This is a genomic window from Streptomyces sp. NPDC001530, from assembly GCF_042894545.1.
Lineage (GTDB): Bacteria > Actinomycetota > Actinomycetes > Streptomycetales > Streptomycetaceae > Streptomyces.
In genome coordinates this window covers 200920-217546 of sequence record NZ_JBIAVS010000020.1, presented here as the reverse complement: position 1 = coordinate 217546, position 16627 = coordinate 200920, and the positions used below count along the sequence as shown (strand labels likewise).

The following is a 16627-nucleotide window of genomic DNA, read 5'->3' as shown; positions in this document are numbered from 1 at the left end:
CAGATGTACGGCAGAGCAGGCTTCACCCTGCTCCGCCACCGAATCCTCCTCGGGTAACGTCACCCTCCGCTACCACCGAATGTGAGCCAGGGTCGTTCACCGGACAGGCCGTGAACCTGCCAGTCGCGAGGCGTCATTCCGTATGCCGCGCGGAAAACGCGAAGAACTCCCCGACTGGAAGCAGGCGCACACCAGGAGCCACAAGCAGGTCCGGGCCCGCGTCGAGCACGTCTTCGCCCGCATGAAGACCTGGAAGATCTTGCGCGACTGCCGCCTCCGCGGCGACGGCGTGCACCACGCGATGCCCGGCATCGTCCGCCTGCACAACCTCAGCCTCGCCGGAAAGGCGAACTGGCCACCTGCGGCTGCTGACATGAGCTGCCGGTGAATGAGCCGGCCCGGACCACTTCTCGAGGTCAGTTCGGCTGCCGACGGGCCTGCTTCACCTCGCGGGCGATGGCCCAGGCGTCCGCTACTGGGCCCAGGTGCCCGAGCTTGTCGGGGTTGATCACCGAGCGGATCGTCTGGATCTGCCCGTCGAGTACCTCGAGGACCATGGTGTGGAGCACCTTGCCGTCCCGGTCGCGGAAGATCGCGCCCGGCTGGCCGTTGACCTCGTGCGGCGCGAACGACACGTCGATCCGGATCAGCCAGGGGTAGACCGTGCCCAGTACCCGGGCCACGTTCTCCGCGCCCATGATGGCCTTGGCCAGCTGCGGGGCCTTGCCGCCGCCGTCTCCGACCAGCTGCACATCGGCGGCCAGCAGATCCTGCAGCCCGCCCACATCGCCGTCCTTCAGCGCGTCGAAGAACCGCGTCGCCAGCTCCTGCCGCTCCTGCCCGTCCGCTTCGAAGCGCGGCCGCCCGGCCTCCATATGCCGCCGCGCCCGCACCAGCAGCTGCCGGCACGCTGCCTCCGACCGCCCCACCGCCGCGGCGACCTCGTCGAACCCGAAGCCGAACACCTCCCTCAGCAAGAAAACCGCCCGCTCCAGCGGGCTGAGCCGCTCCAGCAGCAGCAGCGCCGCCATCGACACCGAGTCGGCCAGCTCCACCGACCGCGCCGGATCCTGATAAGGGTCGGAGAGCAGTGGCTCGGGAAACCACGGGCCCACATACTCCTCCCGCCGCACCCGCGCGGAGCGCAGCACATCGATCGAGATCCGTGTCACCACGGCCGACAGAAATGCCTTGGTCGACGTGGGCCGGGTCGTCGAGCCGTCAAAGCGCAGCCACGTCTCCTGCACCGCGTCCTCGGCCTCACTCACGCTGCCCAGAATCCGATAGGCAATCGAAAACAGCAGCGGCCGCAGCTCCTCGAACTCCTCGACCTTGCTCACGCCGAATCCCCTCCCCTTGAAGCCCTCCCACCCGGCCGTACTCGCCGGCGCAGGCATCTTCCGGTGATCATCCGGACCACCGGCCGGCCAGAGTAACGGCCCCGAGCCCGGGGGCCCGGGGCCCGCAGCCGGACCCCGAGCCAGTTGCTGATCCCGTTCAGTGGAACTGCCCGGGCTCGTAGTTGCCGGCCGGCTGCCGGGTGATGATGTTCAGCCGGTTCACCATGTTCATGAACGAGACCAGGACCACCAGGCCGGTGAGCTGCTCCTCGTCGTAGTGCTTGGCGGCATACGCCCACACCTCGTCGCTGACCCCACCGGCCGCATCCGCGACCCGAGTCCCCTGCTCCGCCAGCTCCAGCGCGGCACGCTCGGCCTCGGTGAAGACCGTGGCCTCCCGCCACGCCGCGACCAGGTTCAGCCGCACCGAGGTCTCGCCGGCAGCGGCGGCCTCCTTGGTGTGCATGTCGATGCAGACGGCGCAGCCGTTGATCTGGCTCACGCGAAGTGCCACCAGCTCCTGCGTCGCGGCCGGCAGCGGCATGTCCTTGAGCGCCTTGCCCGCCGACATCAAGTACCTGAAGGCCTTGGGAGCGGTCGGGCCGGTGAAGAAGTTCAGTCGCGCGTCCATGGTGTGCTCCTCCGTGGTCGTCAGTGCCTACGCCCCTGGGACGGGGTAGCCCGACCCCCTGTGACATGGACGAATGTGACCTGCGTCTCTCCGCCGCCAGGCGCGCGTCAGCCGACGAAGTACTCGCCGTCCAGCACGGTGTTCTTGCGGAAGCGGCGCCGCGGCTGGAGCGAGCTTCGGTCCGAGGTGGTCGATGACCTGGTCCGCCGTCGGCTTCGACACCCCGAACAACGGGGTTGGTCCGCCAGTACGCGGCCACCAGCAGTACCCGGTCGTGAAGCGGGAGCTTCCGGGGCCGGCCACGGCCCGGCGCGCCGGCACCCTCACGGCGCAGCTGAGTCACCAACGTGCCGAAGGTGTGCGGGCTCAGCCCGGTGAACGGCAGCGGCACCGCCCCGCTCATGCGGCGAGGCCGCATATGCGACGAAGGCGGGCGCGGCCTGCTGCTCCTCGCCCGGTTCGCCGAGCGTTGGGGCAGGCGCCACCGGGCCGGAGGGAAGCCGATCTGGGCGGAGATCAGGATTCCGAACGAGCGGCCGTGACGGCGCCCGCCCGCCTGAGCTCGCCGCCCGTTGATCCCTGCCATCCCGCCCGGAGCGGTCATGGCAGTCGGACCAGGCACCCGCTCTCCTGAGCACTGCTTCTGTCCGCCCTCTTACAGCGTCGTTGACGGCAGGAGCGCAAAAGGCGTCGACCTGCGGCGGCCATGAGGGTCCGCGCGGCGCGCTCGGAGCCGCTGGGCGGACTACAGCGGCGGCGCCCAGGCCGCTGCCGTAGCCCGCCGCGGTCGAGGGCGGCCGCCGTGGGGGCCGAAGCCCCCGGGCGCGGGGCCTCCCCGGCGCCGTGGTCATTCGGCTGCGGCGAGCAGCCGTGCCTCGCTCTCCTCGTACAGCCGTCGGTTCTCGTGGCTCTCGGCGGCGCGGCGTCGGTGGTCCAGACGGCTGCCCAGCCAGCCCGCCAGGTAGCCGAACGGTATGGAGACCAGGCCGGTGGACTGCATGGGGAACAGGGCGAAGTCGGCGTTCGGGAACACGGCGGCCGGCGTGCCCGAAACGGCTTTGGAGAAGACCATCAGCACCAGAGCGCAGGTCGCGCCGCCGTAGAGGCTCGCGAGCAGGCCGGTGCGCGTGAATCCTCGCCAGAACAGGGAGTAGGTCAACGCGGGGGCCACCGCCGACGCCCCGATGCAGATCGCCAGCGTGGTCAGCACACCGACGTCCCAGTTCTGGACCAGGGTGGCGAGCATGATGGCAACGGTTCCCACGGCCACGCTCGTCCACGCCGCCACTGTCATCTCCGTACGCGGTGCCGCCTGTCCCCGCCGCGCCGCATGGGCGAACAGGTCGTGGGCGAGCGACGAGGCCGCGGCCAGGGTCATTCCCGAGACCGAGGACAGCAGGGTGATGAACACCGTGCCCGCCACGGCCGCGTAGAGAATCGTCGCGCCCGCGGAGGCGGCGTCGCCGCCGAGCGCCCGGGACAGCATGAGCACCGACGTCCTGCCGTGCGGGTCGGCCGCGGTGATGTAACGGGATCCCACCAGGGCCGCCGCGCCCGTGCCCATGATGATCACGAGCAGGCAGAACGTGGTGACCGTGCCGACCGCCCACGACATGGAGCGGCGCACGGCGGGCACGTCCCGGGCGGAGTACAGGCGCATCGTGATGTGCGGCAGGCAGGCCACGCCGAGGACCACGGTGATCTGGAGACTGACGAAGTCCAGCCGGTTACCGGCCGAGGTGCCCAGTTGCAGCCCCTGCTGGAGGAAAGCGGGGCCCGCGCCGCTGCCGTGCTGGGCGGCCCGGAGCAGGTCGCCGGGGCTCCAGTCGAAGCGGTTCAGGACCAGGGCGGCGACGGCGACGCTGGTGCCCAGCAGGAACACGATCTTGATCATCTGGATGAGCGCGGTGCCCCTCATGCCGCCGATCGCCGCGTAGATGATCATCAGGCTGCCGACGAGGACGATGCACACCGTCCTGGCGCCCGCCACATGCGGGAGGCCCAGGATGAAGGTGAGCAGCGACCCGGCCCCGGAGAGCTGGACGACCAGGAAGGGGAGGGTCGCCGAAAGCGTCACCACGCAGGAGGCGATACGGACGGCCCGCCCGGGCATGTTGCGGGCCAGGACGTCGCCCATGGTGAACCTGCCGGCGTTGCGCAGGGGTTCGGCCAGCAGGAACATCAGCAGCACCAGCGACATGGCGGTGCTGACCGCCAGCACGTAGCCGTCGTATCCCGCGAGCGCGATGATGCCCGTGGTGCTCAGCACCGTGGCCGCGGAGATGTAGTCGCCCGCGATCGCCAGGCCGTTCTTGAGCGGCGTGAGCGAGAGGTAGCCGGTGTAGAAGTTCGTCAGGTCGTCGCGATCCGGTCCCGCCATCACGCACATCAGCAGCGTGAAAGTGACCAAGGCGGAGAACAGAATCAGGACGGTGGCCTGCGTACCGGAGCTGAAGTCGTTCATCTCGCCACCCCGGCGTCCCGGCCCGGCCGAACCGCCCGCTCCCTGACAACCCGCGCCAACGGGTCCACGGAGCGTTGTGCGCTGCGTCCGTACCAGAGGACCGCAGCGAAGGTGACGACGAGCTGGAGGACCCCCAGGGCCATGCCCAGGCTCAGTTCTCCGACGATCTTGGACCCCATCAGGTCCGGCGCATAGCAGGACAGCACCACGTACACCACGAAGGAGCCGAGCGCGGTGAGCGTGGAGACCCGGCGGAGCAGGCGGTAGGCCGAGCGGAGGGCGGCGAGGTCGGCACTGTGCCGATGGGTCTGGTGCGCGTACGGCTCGTGCCGAGGGGCTTGCCCGTACGAGTCGTATGGAGAGGCGTCGTATCCGTACGAGTCGTGGCGAGGGGCGTCGTGTCCGTGCGACTCCTGCCACGGATCCCGCCCGTACGACTCGTGCCGAGGGGCGTGCGCAAAGGGCTCGGTCTGCGGCTGTGGCCATCCCGTCGGTGCTGATGGCGGATACCGGTTGTCGTCGGCGTATGTCATCGCGTGGCCTTCCAGTGCGGCTCGGAGCCATGGAGGTGAGCTGGGAAGAATGCGTGCGGCGGCGCACGATACCGACTGGTCGGAATGCCAGGTAAGCCAGCTGTACGTTACGTTTCGGGCTCGATGCCACACACGCTCCGTGGTGCGGCACGCGGTTCTCGTCTTGTGGTGGCGCTCGCAGGGGCGCCGAACGGGCGCCTCCGGGCGAGGCGGATCAACGGGCAGGGTCGAGAAGGATCTTGCGGACACCGTCGGCGCGGCTGTTGAACAGTTCGTACGCTGCGGGGCCCTGGGAGAGGGCGAAGCGGTGGGAGACCACGACCTCCGGCGTGATGCGGCCGGCCTGGGCGAGGGGGATCAGGGCAGGGAGTTCGTAATGGGTCGAGCACAGGCCGATGGCGAACTCCAGCTCCTTGATCTGGGCCAGACCCATGTGGAAGGGGAAGGCCTTGTTGTGGCTGACCCCGATGACGCTGACCCGTCCTGCCTGCCGGACGGCTTTGAGGGCGAGTTCGATGGTGGCGTCCGAGCCCACGGCCTCGACCACGGCGTCCGGTCCGCGTCCCGCGGTCATCTCCCGTATGGCCGTCCGTGCGTCCTCGCCCTCCACCGGCTCGACGCCGAGGGTGGTGGCGAAGGCACGGCGCTCCGCGACCAGGTCCACGCCCAGCACACGGGCGGCACCCATCGCGAACGCGGACTGCGCGGACATGAGGCCGACCGGGCCCAGGCCGATGACCAGGACCGTTTCGCCGGGCTGGATGCGGGCGCGGCGGCAGCCGTACCAGGCCGTGGGGGCGTTGTCCGTCAGGACGATGGCGGCCGCGTCGGAGATGCCTTCGGGCAGGTGCACGAGGTTGACCTCGGCATGGGGCACCGCCAGGGCCTGGGCCTGACTGCCCGGAAGTTGCGGGCTCACTCCGTAGCACAGATCCGTCGGGGCATGGGCACGCTCGCACCTGGCGGTAAGCCCCCTCGCACACGTCCTGCACAGGGTGCAGCCGACCGAGGCGGGAACCAGGACCCGGTCGCCGGGCTTGAAGCGGGTGACCTGGTCGCCGGTCTCGACGACCACGCCGACGCATTCGTGTCCCGGGGTGTAGCCGATCTCCGGGCTGAACCCGTTGCCGTCGTAGATGTGCAGGTCGCTGCCGCAGATACCGGCCGTGGTGACCTGGACGACCGCGTCGGTGGGGCTGGTGACAGCCGGGTCGGGGACGTCCCCGTAGTGGATGTCGTGGCGGCCGCGGTAGGTCAGTGCCTTCACTGGATTCCTCCATACAGGCCCAGGGCGGCGTCCGCGCAGAACGAGGACGCCCGAGTGGTGATGTGCATGGCCTCGGGCTCGGTCGCGAAGTCCCAGGGCAGGCACAGCACGTCAAGAGGCCCGGATCAATTATTAATGCACGCGTATTACTTTGGCGGGGTGAAGCTACCATGGGCAGCCGTGACAGCACATGAGACGCAGGCCACGTCGCCTCGGGGGCGGAAGGCCGGCGACACCCGCGGCACACTCATCCGGGCCGCCGAGCAGTTGTTCGCGGCGAAGGGCGTCGACGGTGTCTCACTGAACGAGATCAAGCGGGCCGCCGGCCAGCGCAACGCGATGGCCCTGCAGTACCACTTCGGCGACCGGGCGGGGCTGCTGCGGGCCGTCCTCGACAAGCACCTCCCCGCGGTGGACGCCGGCCGGGAGGTGCTGCTGCGGCAGTACGAAGACAGCGGGATCGCCGATCTTCGCTCCCTCGCCACCGCGCTGGTGCTGCCGGCCGCCGCGAAGCTCGCCGATCCCGACGGAGGCCGCGAGTTCCTGCAGATCGTGGCCGAACTGCTCAACCGCCCGGAACCCTTGGTCGAGGTCGTGGTGACGGAGGGGTCGAGCATCTATCCCTGGCGGCGCCTGGTGGAGCCTCTGCTGGTTCCCGAGTCGACGGCAGTGCTCCACACCCGCTTCACCGCGATGCGCTTCTGCCACGCCGAACTCGCCGCCCGGGCCGCCGCCCGCCCGCGCAGGGACGACCGGTTGTTCACCAGTCGGCTGGTCGACCTGGTCACCGCACTGCTGGCCGCTCCGGTGTCCGAGCAGACCGCACGACTGCTGCGCGAGCGCGACCGGAAGGACAGGAGCGAGCACCCGGCCCCGACTCGCTGACCGGTCCGGCCACCCGGCCGATCGGCACAGCGCCGGGCAGCATAGACCGCCGCCCCCGTCGCCCCCGCCGCCCCGCCGAACGCGCAGCCCTCTGCGAGCTCCTGGGCGCGCCACTGTTGTACTGGTCCAGCAGGGGCGCCACACGACACGGGGCGCCGGCGGTAGTCGCGGGCAGGGTCACTGGTGGCGTGTGGTGAACGTCACGATCCTTCGCATACCAACTGGTCGGTACTCTCGCCTGGAGCCGCGAACAACAGGAGGCGTGATGTCTGCGACCAACCGCCAGATCCGTCTGGCAGCCCGACCCGTGGGCCAGGTGAAACCCGATGACTGGGAGCACTTTTCGGGGCCAGTGGAGGACCCGGGCCCGGGCCGGTTTGCGGGCCGGACGCGCGTCATCTCCCTGGATCCGGCCATGCGGGGCTGGCTGGACGACCGCCCCTCCTACCTGCCGCCGGTGGGCATCGGTGAGGTGATGCGCGCCGGATCGGTCATCGAGGTCACCGCATCCAACCACCCCGACTTCCAGCCCGGTGACCACGTGGTCGGCACGTTCGGCGTCCAGGAGTACGTGGTCTCCGACGGCCGGGGTGCCCTGAAGATCGACACCTCCCTCGCCCCGCCCTCGACGTATCTGGGGGCGCTGGGTATGCCGGGCATGACCGCCTACTTCGGCCTGCTGGACGTCGGGGCGCTGAAGGACGGCGAGACCGTCGTGGTGTCGGGGGCGGCCGGCGCGGTCGGGACCATCGCGGGCCAGATCGCGAAGGCCAAGGGCTGCCGGGTCGTGGGCATCGCCGGAGGACCGGAGAAGTGCGCCTTGCTCACCGACGAGCTGGGATTCGACGCGGCGATCGACTACCGCGCCGACGACGTGAAAAAGGCGCTGCGCGAGCACGCCCCCGACGGCATCGACGTCTACTTCGACAACGTCGGAGGAGACATCCTCGACGCCGCCCTGACCCGGCTGGCGATGCACGCGCGCGTCGTGGTCTGCGGTGCGATCAGTCAGTACAACAACGACACCCCGGTCAAGGGCCCCTCGAACTACCTCACGCTGCTGGTGCGCCGCGCCCGTATGGAGGGCTTCGTCGTCTTCGACTACGCCAAGCGCTACGCGCAGGCCGCGCAGGAGATCTCCGCCTGGATCGGCGCCGGCCGCATCCAGGTCAAGGAACATGTGGTGAGGGGGACCGTGGACGACTTCCCCGAGACGTTGCAGATGCTGTTCCGCGGCGAGAACGTCGGCAAGCTCGTGCTGGAGCTGGCGTGACCGCGGCCGAGGGCGGGGCCGCCGCCCCGCGGGGAGACCAGTCGGACGGCGCCGGGCTCCAGGGCAAGGTGGCGATCGTCACCGGCGGTGCCAGCGGACTGGGCCGGGCCACGGCGCTGGCGCTGGGGAAGGCGGGGGCGCAGGTGGTCGTTGCGGACCTCGACGCGCAGGGCGGCAGGGAGGTGGCCGACATGGTCGGCGGTCGCTTCCGCGCGTGTGACGTCTCCGACCTCGACGCCAACCGCGCGCTGGTGGACTTCGCCCAGGAGCAGTACGGCGGTGTCGACATCGCGTTCCTCAACGCGGGAGTGGCGACCGGATGCGGCGTCGGCGAGGACTTCGACCTGGCGCGCTACCGCCGGGCGATGGGCGCCAACCTCGACGGTGTGGTCTTCGGCACCCACGCGGTGCTGCCGGCGCTGCGGGCCCGCGGCGGAGGGTCGATCGTGGCGACCGCGTCCCTGGCGGGCCTGGCGGCGGTACCGCTCGATCCCCTGTACGCGGCCAACAAGCATGCGGTCGTAGGGCTCGCACGCTCCCTGGGGCCGGCGCTCGCGCCGGAGAACGTGCGCTTCAACGCGGTCTGCCCGGGGTTCGCCGAGTCGCGGATCATCGACCACCTGCGCGACATGCTCTCCGAGCAGCAAATGCCAGTCATCCCGGCTGAAGTCGTGGCGGACACGGTGCTGCGGATCATCACCGGCAACGGCACGGGGGAGTGCTGGTTCATTCAGGCCGGCCGCGAACCGGAGCCGTTCCGCTTCCGCAATGTCCCCGGCCCGGGCAAACCCGTGGGCGCCTGAGAACGCTCGCGGCCGTTCGTGTAGGTAGCGGGGTGTCTATGCCGCTGCGGGCCGGGACGCAGGTCAGAGAGAACTGTGCGCCCGGACGCGCCGCGCGCTTCGGGGGCGGGCCTTGCGAACGGCCAGGCCCGCCCCACCGCCGTGAGGACCTGGCCCGAACGCCTCAGCGCGTGATCGGGTCGAACTCCTGCCGCTGAACAGGTTGGTGGGTCGGCGCCCGGTGCGAACTTCCTCACCACCTTGCAGCACGCCCCGACGCGAGCAGCCGTGGCGACGTGGGGAGCTCTGACGGAGGGCGAGGAGAAGGAGGCCGTGCTGCCGTGGCACAGCAGTGTGGAGACCGGCGGTCGAGCGGGATCGTACGTGCGGTGCAGCACGGGCGCTCGACGGCCTTGAGCGCGTTCATCGGGCTGAAGCGTCTCCAGTAACTTGGAGCAATCAGGAAAGGCGATTCTCTCCATAGACTTGACTGACTCCAGAGAAGGCCTACCCTCGAAAGGGAGATGGCAACCGTCCCCCGAAGGGGTGTCCTCATGGACCGCACAGTCCCCCGAGACCCCCGCTTGGGCGGAACGATCGCTGACGCGGCTGCCCCTTGCCCTCAGCGCTTCGCTCCGCCCGCGCCCCACGAGCCTGTGGCTTTGACCTGCGAGAAATCATTCGAGGTCGGGGCCTGGGCTCTGCCGTGGTCGCCGACCGCGTGCGGTCTGGCGAGGACCGCCGTGCGCGACGTACTGCCCCGATGGGGTCTCGGCGAGCTCGTCCCGGCCGCCGAACTACTGGTGAGCGAGCTGGTGTGCAACGCGCTGCGGCACGCCGCCGGACCGCTGCACCTCACGCTCGAGCCGGGGCCCGATGTGCGCTGTTCGGTCAGTGATGGTTCTTTGGAACCTCCCCGCCCGACCGAGGCCGGCCCCGAGGACGAGGGCGGCCGCGGGCTGGCCCTCGTGGACATGCTGGCCGCACGGTGGGGCTGTGAGAGCGGGCCCAGAGGGAAGACCGTATGGTTCGAGCTCCCCGTCCACGCGGACACACTCGACGTGGAGTGGATGGATGCTCTGGACGACCAGAACGCACCGTGGAGAGGCGAGAGCGGCCTGGACCGCCTGGTGCCACTGAAGGGCGACTGGAAGGGCGAGGCCGCATGACAACCTCACCGACCGTCGAGGAACCGATGGCGCTGGCCGCGGCACGGCTGCGCACGGCAGGTATGCGGGTGACCGCCCAACGCATGGCCATGCTGATGGCTGTCTACGAGTCGGCCGGTCACCTCGACGCCGACACCCTGCGCGAGCGCGCTCAGCGGGTCACGGGCCGCCTGTCTCTGCAGGCCACCTACAACGTGCTGCGGGCCCTCACGGACGCCGGCCTGGTCCGGTGCACCCAGATTGCCGGTCACCCGGCCCGCTACGAGGTCGAGCGCCATGACAACCACCACCACTTCGTGTGCCGCGACTGTGGCACCATCCGTGACGTCGAGTGCACGGTGGGTGCGGCTCCCTGTATGGAGGCACAGTTGCCGGAGGAGTACGACATCCAGGAAGCCGCCGTGACCTTCTGGGGTGTGTGCCCTGACTGCCGGGCCGCCGCGCAGCCGTCCTGACGGAGCCGCATGCTGCCGCCCACACCACCCTCTTCGAGGCGACAACGGCTCCTGCGGCCGGCCGGGAGCCTGACCGGTCTGCTCGGGGAGCCGTCGTACGCCGCCCCCATGCTCAGGGATTTCTCGCTGGCGGGGTGGGCTGGTCAGGGGGCGCTGGGTGTGAGGGTGACGTTGTGGCAGAGGGCCTTGAGCCGCCGGACCAGGTCGCGGGTGCGGCGGCCGGGGTCGATCAGCCCTTGGTGGTAGTCGGAGAAACGAGCTCGTGGAAGGCGGGCGATGGGCCGCTGGCGACCGGTCGCCCGGTCCCCGCGTCTGCTCTCGGCAGCCCGCGGGAACCGGCCGGAGGGGGGTGGGCCTCAGAACGACCCGGCCCGTCTCCACCGCCGTGAGGAACCGGCCTGAATCCCTCAGTGAGTGATCGGATCGAGCGCCTCAGTGGGTGATCGGGCCGAACTCCTTGCGTGTGTCCACTGGTTGACCGAAGAGCGACCAGCGCTCGCCCTTGAACCGCATCAGTTGCATCGTCTCGATCGGGAAGGCGTCATCGGGCCCGGTGGCCAAGGTGACGCCGGGCAGTAGCATGCCCGCCTTGACTTCCTTGAGGTTGCGCACCGCGTCCCGCAACCCCTCCCTGGTCGGGCACTTCATCGCGGCGAGGGCCTGGTGGAGGCTGGAGGCGACGGCCCAGCCGTAGGCGTTGAACTGGTTGGCGGGGTCGGCGTCCGGTGCGTACTTCCGCATCGCCTTCCGGTATGCCTTTATCTCCGGGTCGTCGGCCCATTGCGGATCGGCGGGGTCCTTGAAGTAGGTGGCCGAGACCACGCCTTGGACGTTCTTGAACCCGACCGGCTTGAGGACGGCGGCGGAGGAGGACACGTTGTTCACGATGTGCAGCGGGTCCCACTTGGTGTTCTTCGCGTCGGCGGCGAGGGCCTGGCTGCCGAACTTGGGTGTGGTGATGTTCAGCAGCACATCCGCCTTGGAGCGGGCGAGGTTGGCCATCTGCGCGGAGACGGACGGGTCGGTGACCTCGTAGCTCTCCTTGGCGACCACCTTGATGCCGCTGCCGGCGACGGCCTTCTCGAACCCGCCGAGCAGGTCCTTGCCGAAGTCGTCGTTCTGGTAGAGGGCCGCGACCTTCGCCTTCGGCTTCGTGTCCTTGAGGTACTTGGCGTACACCCGTGCCTCAGCCACGTAGTTGGGCTGCCAGCCAATGGTCCAGGGGTGCTTGTCGTCCGTACCCCAGATAGAGGCGCCTGTGGCGACGAAGGGCTGCGGCACCTTCTGCTGGTTGAGGTAGTCCCACACGGCCGCCGTGGACGGGGTGCCCAGGGTCTGGAAGACGGCGAAGACCTTCTCCCGCTCGACCAGTCTTCGGGCCTCCTCCACAGCCTTGGGCGGCTGGTAGCCGTCGTCGCGGACGACGAACTCGACCTTGCGGCCGTCGATACCGCCCTTGTCGTTGACGTACTTGAAGTAGGCCTCCACGCCCTCGCTGATCGTGCCGTACGCGGAGGCGGGCCCCGACAGGGGGTAGATCCCGCCCAGCTTGATGGTCTTGTCGGTGATGCCGGTGGTCTGCTGCCCCTTGCACGCGCCGCCGGCGGTGGTGCCCTTGTCCTCCTGCCCTCGCTGGGTGGCACAGGCGGTGGCGGTGAGCAGGGCTGCGGTCGTGGCGGCGGCCGCCCGCAGAACGGTCTTCTTGCGCATGCGATTCATCGGGATTCCTCCATGGGTACTCCGGCCCTTCAGGGCGGAGGGGAAACGGGCTCCTGAGGAGCAGGGAAGAGAAAAGCGATTCCCCGTCAGGGCGGATCGGCGTCCATTACCAAGTACCTGCGGTCACAAGTTGAGGTCTCGTCGGTCGCTCCGGCAGGCCCTGCGGCACTTGCATACGGCGTTTGTGGCGAAGACGGCGGAGCCTCTGGCGATCGTGTGGTCCCGAACCTCTTGGCCGTCGGGCCGCCGGTGTCTGTCTGTGGAGCCGGTGGAAGACCTCAACGGAGAACTCCGGGTGGGTAGTCGGCGATGAAGCGGAATCCCTTACGGCGCGAGCGGTGAGAATTCCCCTCGTTGACGAGGGAGAGACGTCAATCCCTTTCCGTGCGGGGCGGTGTGCCTACGGGTTCGGCTTCGGGTGGTGTGGGATCCGCAAGAGTCGCGGAAGGCGGGGGCTCGGGCGTCCGCGTCAGGTCGGTGGCGCGGCTGCGGGCGAGGTGACGGGCGGCTGCGCCCCGGACGCGGCCCACCAGACCGGCGAGTCCTGTCGGGGCCACGTACATCACCGCGATGATCAGGAGCCCGAAGACCACACCGGGTGCGGCCTCGCTGAGGTCCTGCGCCACGCTTGGCACGTACATCACGAACGCCGCTCCCAGCAGCGGTCCGTACAGCGATGCCAGCCCTCCCACCACCAGACCCGCCAGAAGCGTGATGGACAGGACGAAACTGAAGGAGTCGGGCGAGACGAAGCCGATCACCCACGTGTACAGACAGCCGGCGACACCCGCGAACATCCCGCTCCACGCGAAGGCAAGGGTCTTGTGCAGCGACAGCCGCACCCCCATCACCTCCGCAGCACTTTCGTTGTCCCGGAGGGCGAGCAGCGCACGGCCGACCCGGGACCGCAGCAGATTGCGGGCGACCAGCAGCGCCACCGCGGCGACGGCGAGGACGAGGAAGTAGATCCACTGGTCCTCGGCCAGTCCGCTCCAGGCGGGCGGCTCCGGTTTGTCCACGGTCAGGCCCATGGAGCCGCCCGTCACCGGTTCGAGCCGCTTGAGCAACGGCGGCAGGAACACTGCGAAGGAGAGGGTGACCAGGGCGAGATACAGCCCGCGCAGCCGCAGTGCGGGCACTCCGAAGCCCAGGCCGAGCAGGAAGCATCCGACGGCGGTGACCGGAAGCGTGGCCAGATGGCCGGTGTCGAACCGGTCGAGCATGACCGCCGCCGTGTAGGCGCCGGCCGCGAAGAACGCGCCGTGCCCCAGGGAGATCTGCCCGCCGTATCCGACCAGCAGGTTCAGTCCGGCGAGCGCCACCGCGTACAGCAGCACCATGGTCAGCTGGAAGACCTGGAAGGGAGCGAAGTAGAACGGCACGGCGACAGCGACGGCCGCCGCGGCCAGTGCGGTGAGGGCGGCCCGCAGGCGCCGGGCGCGGGCGTCGTCGGTGCGGAGGATCCCGGTGTTGGTGCTCATGCCCGCTCCACCGCCGCCCGTCCGAACAGGCCCTGGGGCCGCACCAGCAGCACCGCCAGGATGATCACCAGCGGTACGCCGATCTTGAGGTCGGCGCCGACGACGTCCACGTACGCCCCGGCCAGCGTCTCGGCGACGCCCACCAGCAGTCCGCCGACGACCGCGCCGACCGGGCTGTCGAAGCCGCCGAGGGTGGCCGCGGCGAACGCGTAGATGAGGACCCCGCCCATCATGTTGGGTTCCAAGAACAGCAGCGGGGCGACGAGTACGCCCGACACCGCGCCGACCGTCGCGGCCAGGCCCCAGCCGAGCATCAGCACCCGGCCCACGCGGATGCCCGAGAGCCGGGCGGAGGCGGGATTGGCGGCGACCGCCCGCATGACCAGGCCCACCGAGGTGTGCTGGAACAGCAGGTAGAGCAGTCCCATCACGGCGGCCACCACGCCGATGATCCCGAGGGTGGACCAGTCGACGCTCACCCCGGCCAGGTCGATGCCGCCGTCGGGGAACGGCTGCGGGAAGTCCTTGACGGTGAACGACCAGATCAGTCCGGCCGCCGCGTTGACGAAGATGAACAAGCCCACCGTGACGATGACCATGGTCAGTTCGGGGGCGCCCTCCACGGGCCGGATGATCACCCGTTCCACCAGCATGCCGCCGAGGAAGGACACCGCCAGGGTGACCGGCAGCGCCAGCCAGAACGGCAGGCCCGACGCCGTCAACTGCCATGCCACGTACGTGGAGAGCATGGCGAGCTCGCCCTGGGCGAAGTTGACGATGCCGGTGAACCGGTGGATCAGCACCAGGGCGAGTGCCAGGCTGGCGTACACCGCTCCGGCACCGACGCCCTCGACCACTTGTTGGAGCAGTTCGGTCACGGTGCTCACCGACCCTGCCGGGAACGGACGGAGACCCCGAGGTACACCTCGGCGACCTGCCCGTCCTCGCGGATCTGCCCGGCCGGTCCGGACAGCACCAGGCGGCCGGCCTCCAGGACGTGGGCCCGGTGCGCGATGTCCAGCGCGAGGTGGGCGTTCTGCTCGACGACGATCACGGTGGTGCGTTCCTCCTCGTTCACGGCACGGACGATCTCGAACAGCTCGCGGGTGACCAGGGGGGCGAGTCCCAGGGACGGCTCGTCGAGGAGCAGCAGGGCGGGGCGCAGCATGAGCGCCCTGCCGATGGCGAGCATCTGCTGTTCGCCGCCGCTGAGAGTGCCCGCGGCTTGGCGGGCGCGCTGGCGGAGCTTGGGGAAGTAGGCGTAGATCGACTCCAAGTCGGCGGCCACGCCTGCGCGTTCACTTCTGCTGCGGCGCATGCCCTTGGTGCGCAGGTGCGCGCCGATGCGCAGGTTCTCCTCGACGGTCAGCTCGTTGAAGGTGCCCCGGCCCTCGGGTACGTGCGCCACACCGAGCCTGGCGGCCTGCTCGGGGGAGCGGCCCAGCAGCTGCCTGCCGTTCAGCGTCACCGAGCCGCGGCCGCGGACCATGCCGCACAAGGCCCGCAGGGTCGTGGTCTTGCCCGCGCCGTTCGGCCCCAGGACGGCGCACACCTCTCCCCGAGCGACGGAGAAGTCGAGGCCCTGCAGCACGCGGGCCTGGCCGTATCCGGCGTGCAGGTCCGACACCCGCAGGAAGTCCGGCTCGGCCGAGGCCCCGGCCGCGGTGTGCCCGCCCCCGTGACTCTCGGGGGCGCCCTTTGCCGCGGCGGCGACGTGCTCTTCGGCCGGATGATCCTGGCCCGTCGGATCCGTCCCCGGCATGCTGTCCTCGGACCGGTCGGAGGTGTGGTCGCTCATGCAGCGACCCCCAAGTACGCCTCGATGACCGCCGGGTCGCGCTGGATCTGTTCCGGCGGGCCCTCGGCGATCTTGCGGCCGAAGTCGAGGCACACCACCTGGTCGCACAGGCCCATCACGAAACCCATGTGGTGCTCGACCACCACGAGCGTGAGGTCGAAGTCCTGTCGCACGGCGCGCACCAGGTCCGCGAACGCGTCGACCTCGCCGTGGCTGAGACCGTTGACGGGTTCGTCCAGCAGCAGCAGCCGGGGCCGTACCGCCAGCGCTCTGGCCAGCTCCACGCGCTTGAGCGTGCCGAACGGCAGTCCGGAGGCGGGCTGGTCGGCGACGTCCGACAGCCCCAGCCGCTGCAGCAACTCGTCCGCCTGGCCGCGCAGTCGCGCCTCCTCCCGCCGGACGCGGGGCAGCCGCAGTGCCGCGGCGAGGTGTCCCGCGCGGCCCTGGCTGTGCGCGCCGACCATGACGTTCTCCCGGACCGTGAGCCGTGGGAACAGGCCCAGGTTCTGGAAAGTGCGGGCGATGCCGCGGCCGGCCACGGCGTGCGGGGCGAGACCGAGCAGGTCCTCGCCCTCGTACCGCACCGTTCCGGCATCGGGTGCGCAGCGCCGGGTGAGGCAGTTGAACAACGTCGTTTTTCCGGCTCCATTGGGCCCGATGAGCCCCACGGCGGTGCCCGCCTCGACGGCGAACGCGACGCCGTCCAGAGCCGTGATCCCGCCGAAGCGCACGGTGATACCGTCGACCGCGAGCATGTGTGACGCCCTTTCCGAGGTCCCCTGGGGGGTGGGAGAGCCGTCACAGTAGGGGGCGCCTTCCGGGCGCACATT

At 70.0% G+C, this 16627-nt stretch carries 16 protein-coding genes and 2 pseudogenes; 7 read left to right on the top strand and 11 right to left on the bottom strand.

Going from position 1 to position 16627, the window contains the following annotated elements; all coding sequences use genetic code 11:
- Positions 1-142: 142 nt before the first annotated feature.
- A pseudogene (locus ACFY0T_RS36355) lies at positions 143-388 on the top strand (transposase); the annotation flags it as partial.
- 28 nt (positions 389-416) lie between these two features.
- On the opposite strand, the gene ACFY0T_RS36350 reads toward ACFY0T_RS36355, so the two are convergent.
- The 3 genes and pseudogenes from ACFY0T_RS36350 to ACFY0T_RS36340 form a co-directional block, all read right to left on the bottom strand.
- Positions 417-1340, bottom strand: a complete 924-nt coding sequence (locus ACFY0T_RS36350; protein ID WP_388880638.1) for an RNA polymerase sigma-70 factor — start codon at positions 1338-1340, stop codon at positions 417-419.
- Positions 1341-1497: 157 nt separating this feature from the next.
- The gene (locus ACFY0T_RS36345) at positions 1498-1971 is read right to left on the bottom strand and encodes a carboxymuconolactone decarboxylase family protein (protein ID WP_388880635.1); all 474 of its coding nucleotides are present in this window, start codon (positions 1969-1971) and stop codon (positions 1498-1500) included.
- 131 nt (positions 1972-2102) lie between these two features.
- Positions 2103-2389 (bottom strand): annotated as a pseudogene (locus ACFY0T_RS36340) (transposase family protein); the annotation flags it as partial.
- Here ACFY0T_RS36340 and ACFY0T_RS36335 point away from each other — a divergent pair.
- Complete coding sequence (locus ACFY0T_RS36335; protein WP_388880671.1) at positions 2319-2513, top strand: hypothetical protein; 195 nt, start codon at positions 2319-2321, stop codon at positions 2511-2513. The pseudogene ACFY0T_RS36340 and the gene ACFY0T_RS36335 overlap by 71 nt on opposite strands.
- A gap of 305 nt (positions 2514-2818) precedes the next feature.
- On the opposite strand, the gene ACFY0T_RS36330 is transcribed toward ACFY0T_RS36335, so the two are convergent.
- The 3 genes from ACFY0T_RS36330 to ACFY0T_RS36320 all read right to left on the bottom strand — a co-directional run bounded on the left by ACFY0T_RS36330 (position 2819) and on the right by ACFY0T_RS36320 (position 6235).
- Positions 2819-4435 (bottom strand): cation acetate symporter, encoded by a 1617-nt coding sequence (locus ACFY0T_RS36330; RefSeq protein ID WP_388880632.1) that lies wholly within the window; start codon positions 4433-4435, stop codon positions 2819-2821.
- Positions 4432-4968: a DUF485 domain-containing protein gene (locus ACFY0T_RS36325; RefSeq protein WP_388880629.1), complete on the bottom strand. Its 537-nt coding sequence runs from the start codon at positions 4966-4968 to the stop codon at positions 4432-4434. The genes ACFY0T_RS36330 and ACFY0T_RS36325 overlap by 4 nt, the downstream gene beginning before the upstream one ends.
- Before the next feature lie 214 nt (positions 4969-5182).
- Positions 5183-6235, bottom strand: a complete 1053-nt coding sequence (locus ACFY0T_RS36320; RefSeq protein WP_388880626.1) for an alcohol dehydrogenase catalytic domain-containing protein — start codon at positions 6233-6235, stop codon at positions 5183-5185.
- A gap of 180 nt (positions 6236-6415) precedes the next feature.
- Between ACFY0T_RS36320 and ACFY0T_RS36315 the strand changes: the two genes are divergently transcribed.
- The 5 genes from ACFY0T_RS36315 (at position 6416) to ACFY0T_RS36295 (ending at position 10799) form a co-directional block, all read left to right on the top strand.
- The gene (locus ACFY0T_RS36315; RefSeq protein ID WP_388880623.1) at positions 6416-7120 is read left to right on the top strand and encodes a TetR/AcrR family transcriptional regulator; all 705 of its coding nucleotides are present in this window, start codon (positions 6416-6418) and stop codon (positions 7118-7120) included.
- A gap of 265 nt (positions 7121-7385) precedes the next feature.
- Entirely contained in the window at positions 7386-8393 is a 1008-nt protein-coding gene (locus ACFY0T_RS36310) for an NADP-dependent oxidoreductase (protein WP_388880621.1), read from the top strand.
- Positions 8390-9196, top strand: coding sequence for an SDR family oxidoreductase (locus ACFY0T_RS36305; RefSeq protein WP_388880619.1), 807 nt, complete (start codon positions 8390-8392; stop codon positions 9194-9196). Before ACFY0T_RS36310 ends, ACFY0T_RS36305 begins: the two co-directional genes overlap by 4 nt.
- Positions 9197-9699: 503 nt before the next feature.
- Positions 9700-10344, top strand: a complete 645-nt coding sequence (locus tag ACFY0T_RS36300; protein ID WP_388880617.1) for an ATP-binding protein — start codon at positions 9700-9702, stop codon at positions 10342-10344.
- Positions 10341-10799 (top strand): Fur family transcriptional regulator, encoded by a 459-nt coding sequence (locus ACFY0T_RS36295; RefSeq protein WP_388880614.1) that lies wholly within the window; start codon positions 10341-10343, stop codon positions 10797-10799. The genes ACFY0T_RS36300 and ACFY0T_RS36295 overlap by 4 nt, the downstream gene beginning before the upstream one ends.
- 432 nt (positions 10800-11231) lie before the next feature.
- Here ACFY0T_RS36295 and ACFY0T_RS36290 read toward each other — a convergent pair whose 3' ends face one another.
- The 5 genes from ACFY0T_RS36290 to ACFY0T_RS36270 form a co-directional block, all read right to left on the bottom strand.
- Positions 11232-12518, bottom strand: coding sequence for an ABC transporter substrate-binding protein (locus ACFY0T_RS36290; RefSeq protein WP_388880611.1), 1287 nt, complete (start codon positions 12516-12518; stop codon positions 11232-11234).
- A gap of 371 nt (positions 12519-12889) precedes the next feature.
- Positions 12890-13999, bottom strand: coding sequence for a branched-chain amino acid ABC transporter permease (locus ACFY0T_RS36285; protein ID WP_388880608.1), 1110 nt, complete (start codon positions 13997-13999; stop codon positions 12890-12892).
- Positions 13996-14886 carry a branched-chain amino acid ABC transporter permease gene (locus tag ACFY0T_RS36280; protein ID WP_388880605.1) on the bottom strand — a complete coding sequence of 297 codons (891 nt, stop codon included), beginning with the start codon at positions 14884-14886 and terminating at the stop codon, positions 13996-13998. The genes ACFY0T_RS36285 and ACFY0T_RS36280 overlap by 4 nt, the downstream gene beginning before the upstream one ends.
- A complete protein-coding gene (locus ACFY0T_RS36275) occupies positions 14883-15797 on the bottom strand; it encodes an ABC transporter ATP-binding protein (RefSeq protein WP_388880602.1) in 915 nt (304 codons plus the stop codon). The genes ACFY0T_RS36280 and ACFY0T_RS36275 overlap by 4 nt, the downstream gene beginning before the upstream one ends.
- A complete protein-coding gene (locus tag ACFY0T_RS36270) occupies positions 15794-16552 on the bottom strand; it encodes an ABC transporter ATP-binding protein (protein ID WP_388880599.1) in 759 nt (252 codons plus the stop codon). Before ACFY0T_RS36270 ends, ACFY0T_RS36275 begins: the two co-directional genes overlap by 4 nt.
- Positions 16553-16627 lie beyond the last annotated feature (75 nt).

Bases quoted from the DNA above. Each gene is read 5' to 3' on its own strand.
- ACFY0T_RS36345 (WP_388880635.1), bottom strand. From the start codon at position 1,971: ATGGACGCGCGACTGAACTTCTTCACCGGCCCGACCGCTCCCAAGGCC.
- ACFY0T_RS36330 (WP_388880632.1), bottom strand. From the start codon at position 4,435: ATGAACGACTTCAGCTCCGGTACGCAGGCCACCGTCCTGATTCTGTTC.
- ACFY0T_RS36325 (WP_388880629.1), bottom strand. From the start codon at position 4,968: ATGACATACGCCGACGACAACCGGTATCCGCCATCAGCACCGACGGGA.
- ACFY0T_RS36310 (WP_388880621.1), top strand. From the start codon at position 7,386: ATGTCTGCGACCAACCGCCAGATCCGTCTGGCAGCCCGACCCGTGGGC.
- ACFY0T_RS36300 (WP_388880617.1), top strand. From the start codon at position 9,700: ATGGCAACCGTCCCCCGAAGGGGTGTCCTCATGGACCGCACAGTCCCC.
- ACFY0T_RS36295 (WP_388880614.1), top strand. From the start codon at position 10,341: ATGACAACCTCACCGACCGTCGAGGAACCGATGGCGCTGGCCGCGGCA.
- ACFY0T_RS36290 (WP_388880611.1), bottom strand. From the start codon at position 12,518: ATGAATCGCATGCGCAAGAAGACCGTTCTGCGGGCGGCCGCCGCCACG.
- ACFY0T_RS36285 (WP_388880608.1), bottom strand. From the start codon at position 13,999: ATGAGCACCAACACCGGGATCCTCCGCACCGACGACGCCCGCGCCCGG.
- ACFY0T_RS36275 (WP_388880602.1), bottom strand. From the start codon at position 15,797: ATGAGCGACCACACCTCCGACCGGTCCGAGGACAGCATGCCGGGGACG.
- ACFY0T_RS36270 (WP_388880599.1), bottom strand. From the start codon at position 16,552: ATGCTCGCGGTCGACGGTATCACCGTGCGCTTCGGCGGGATCACGGCT.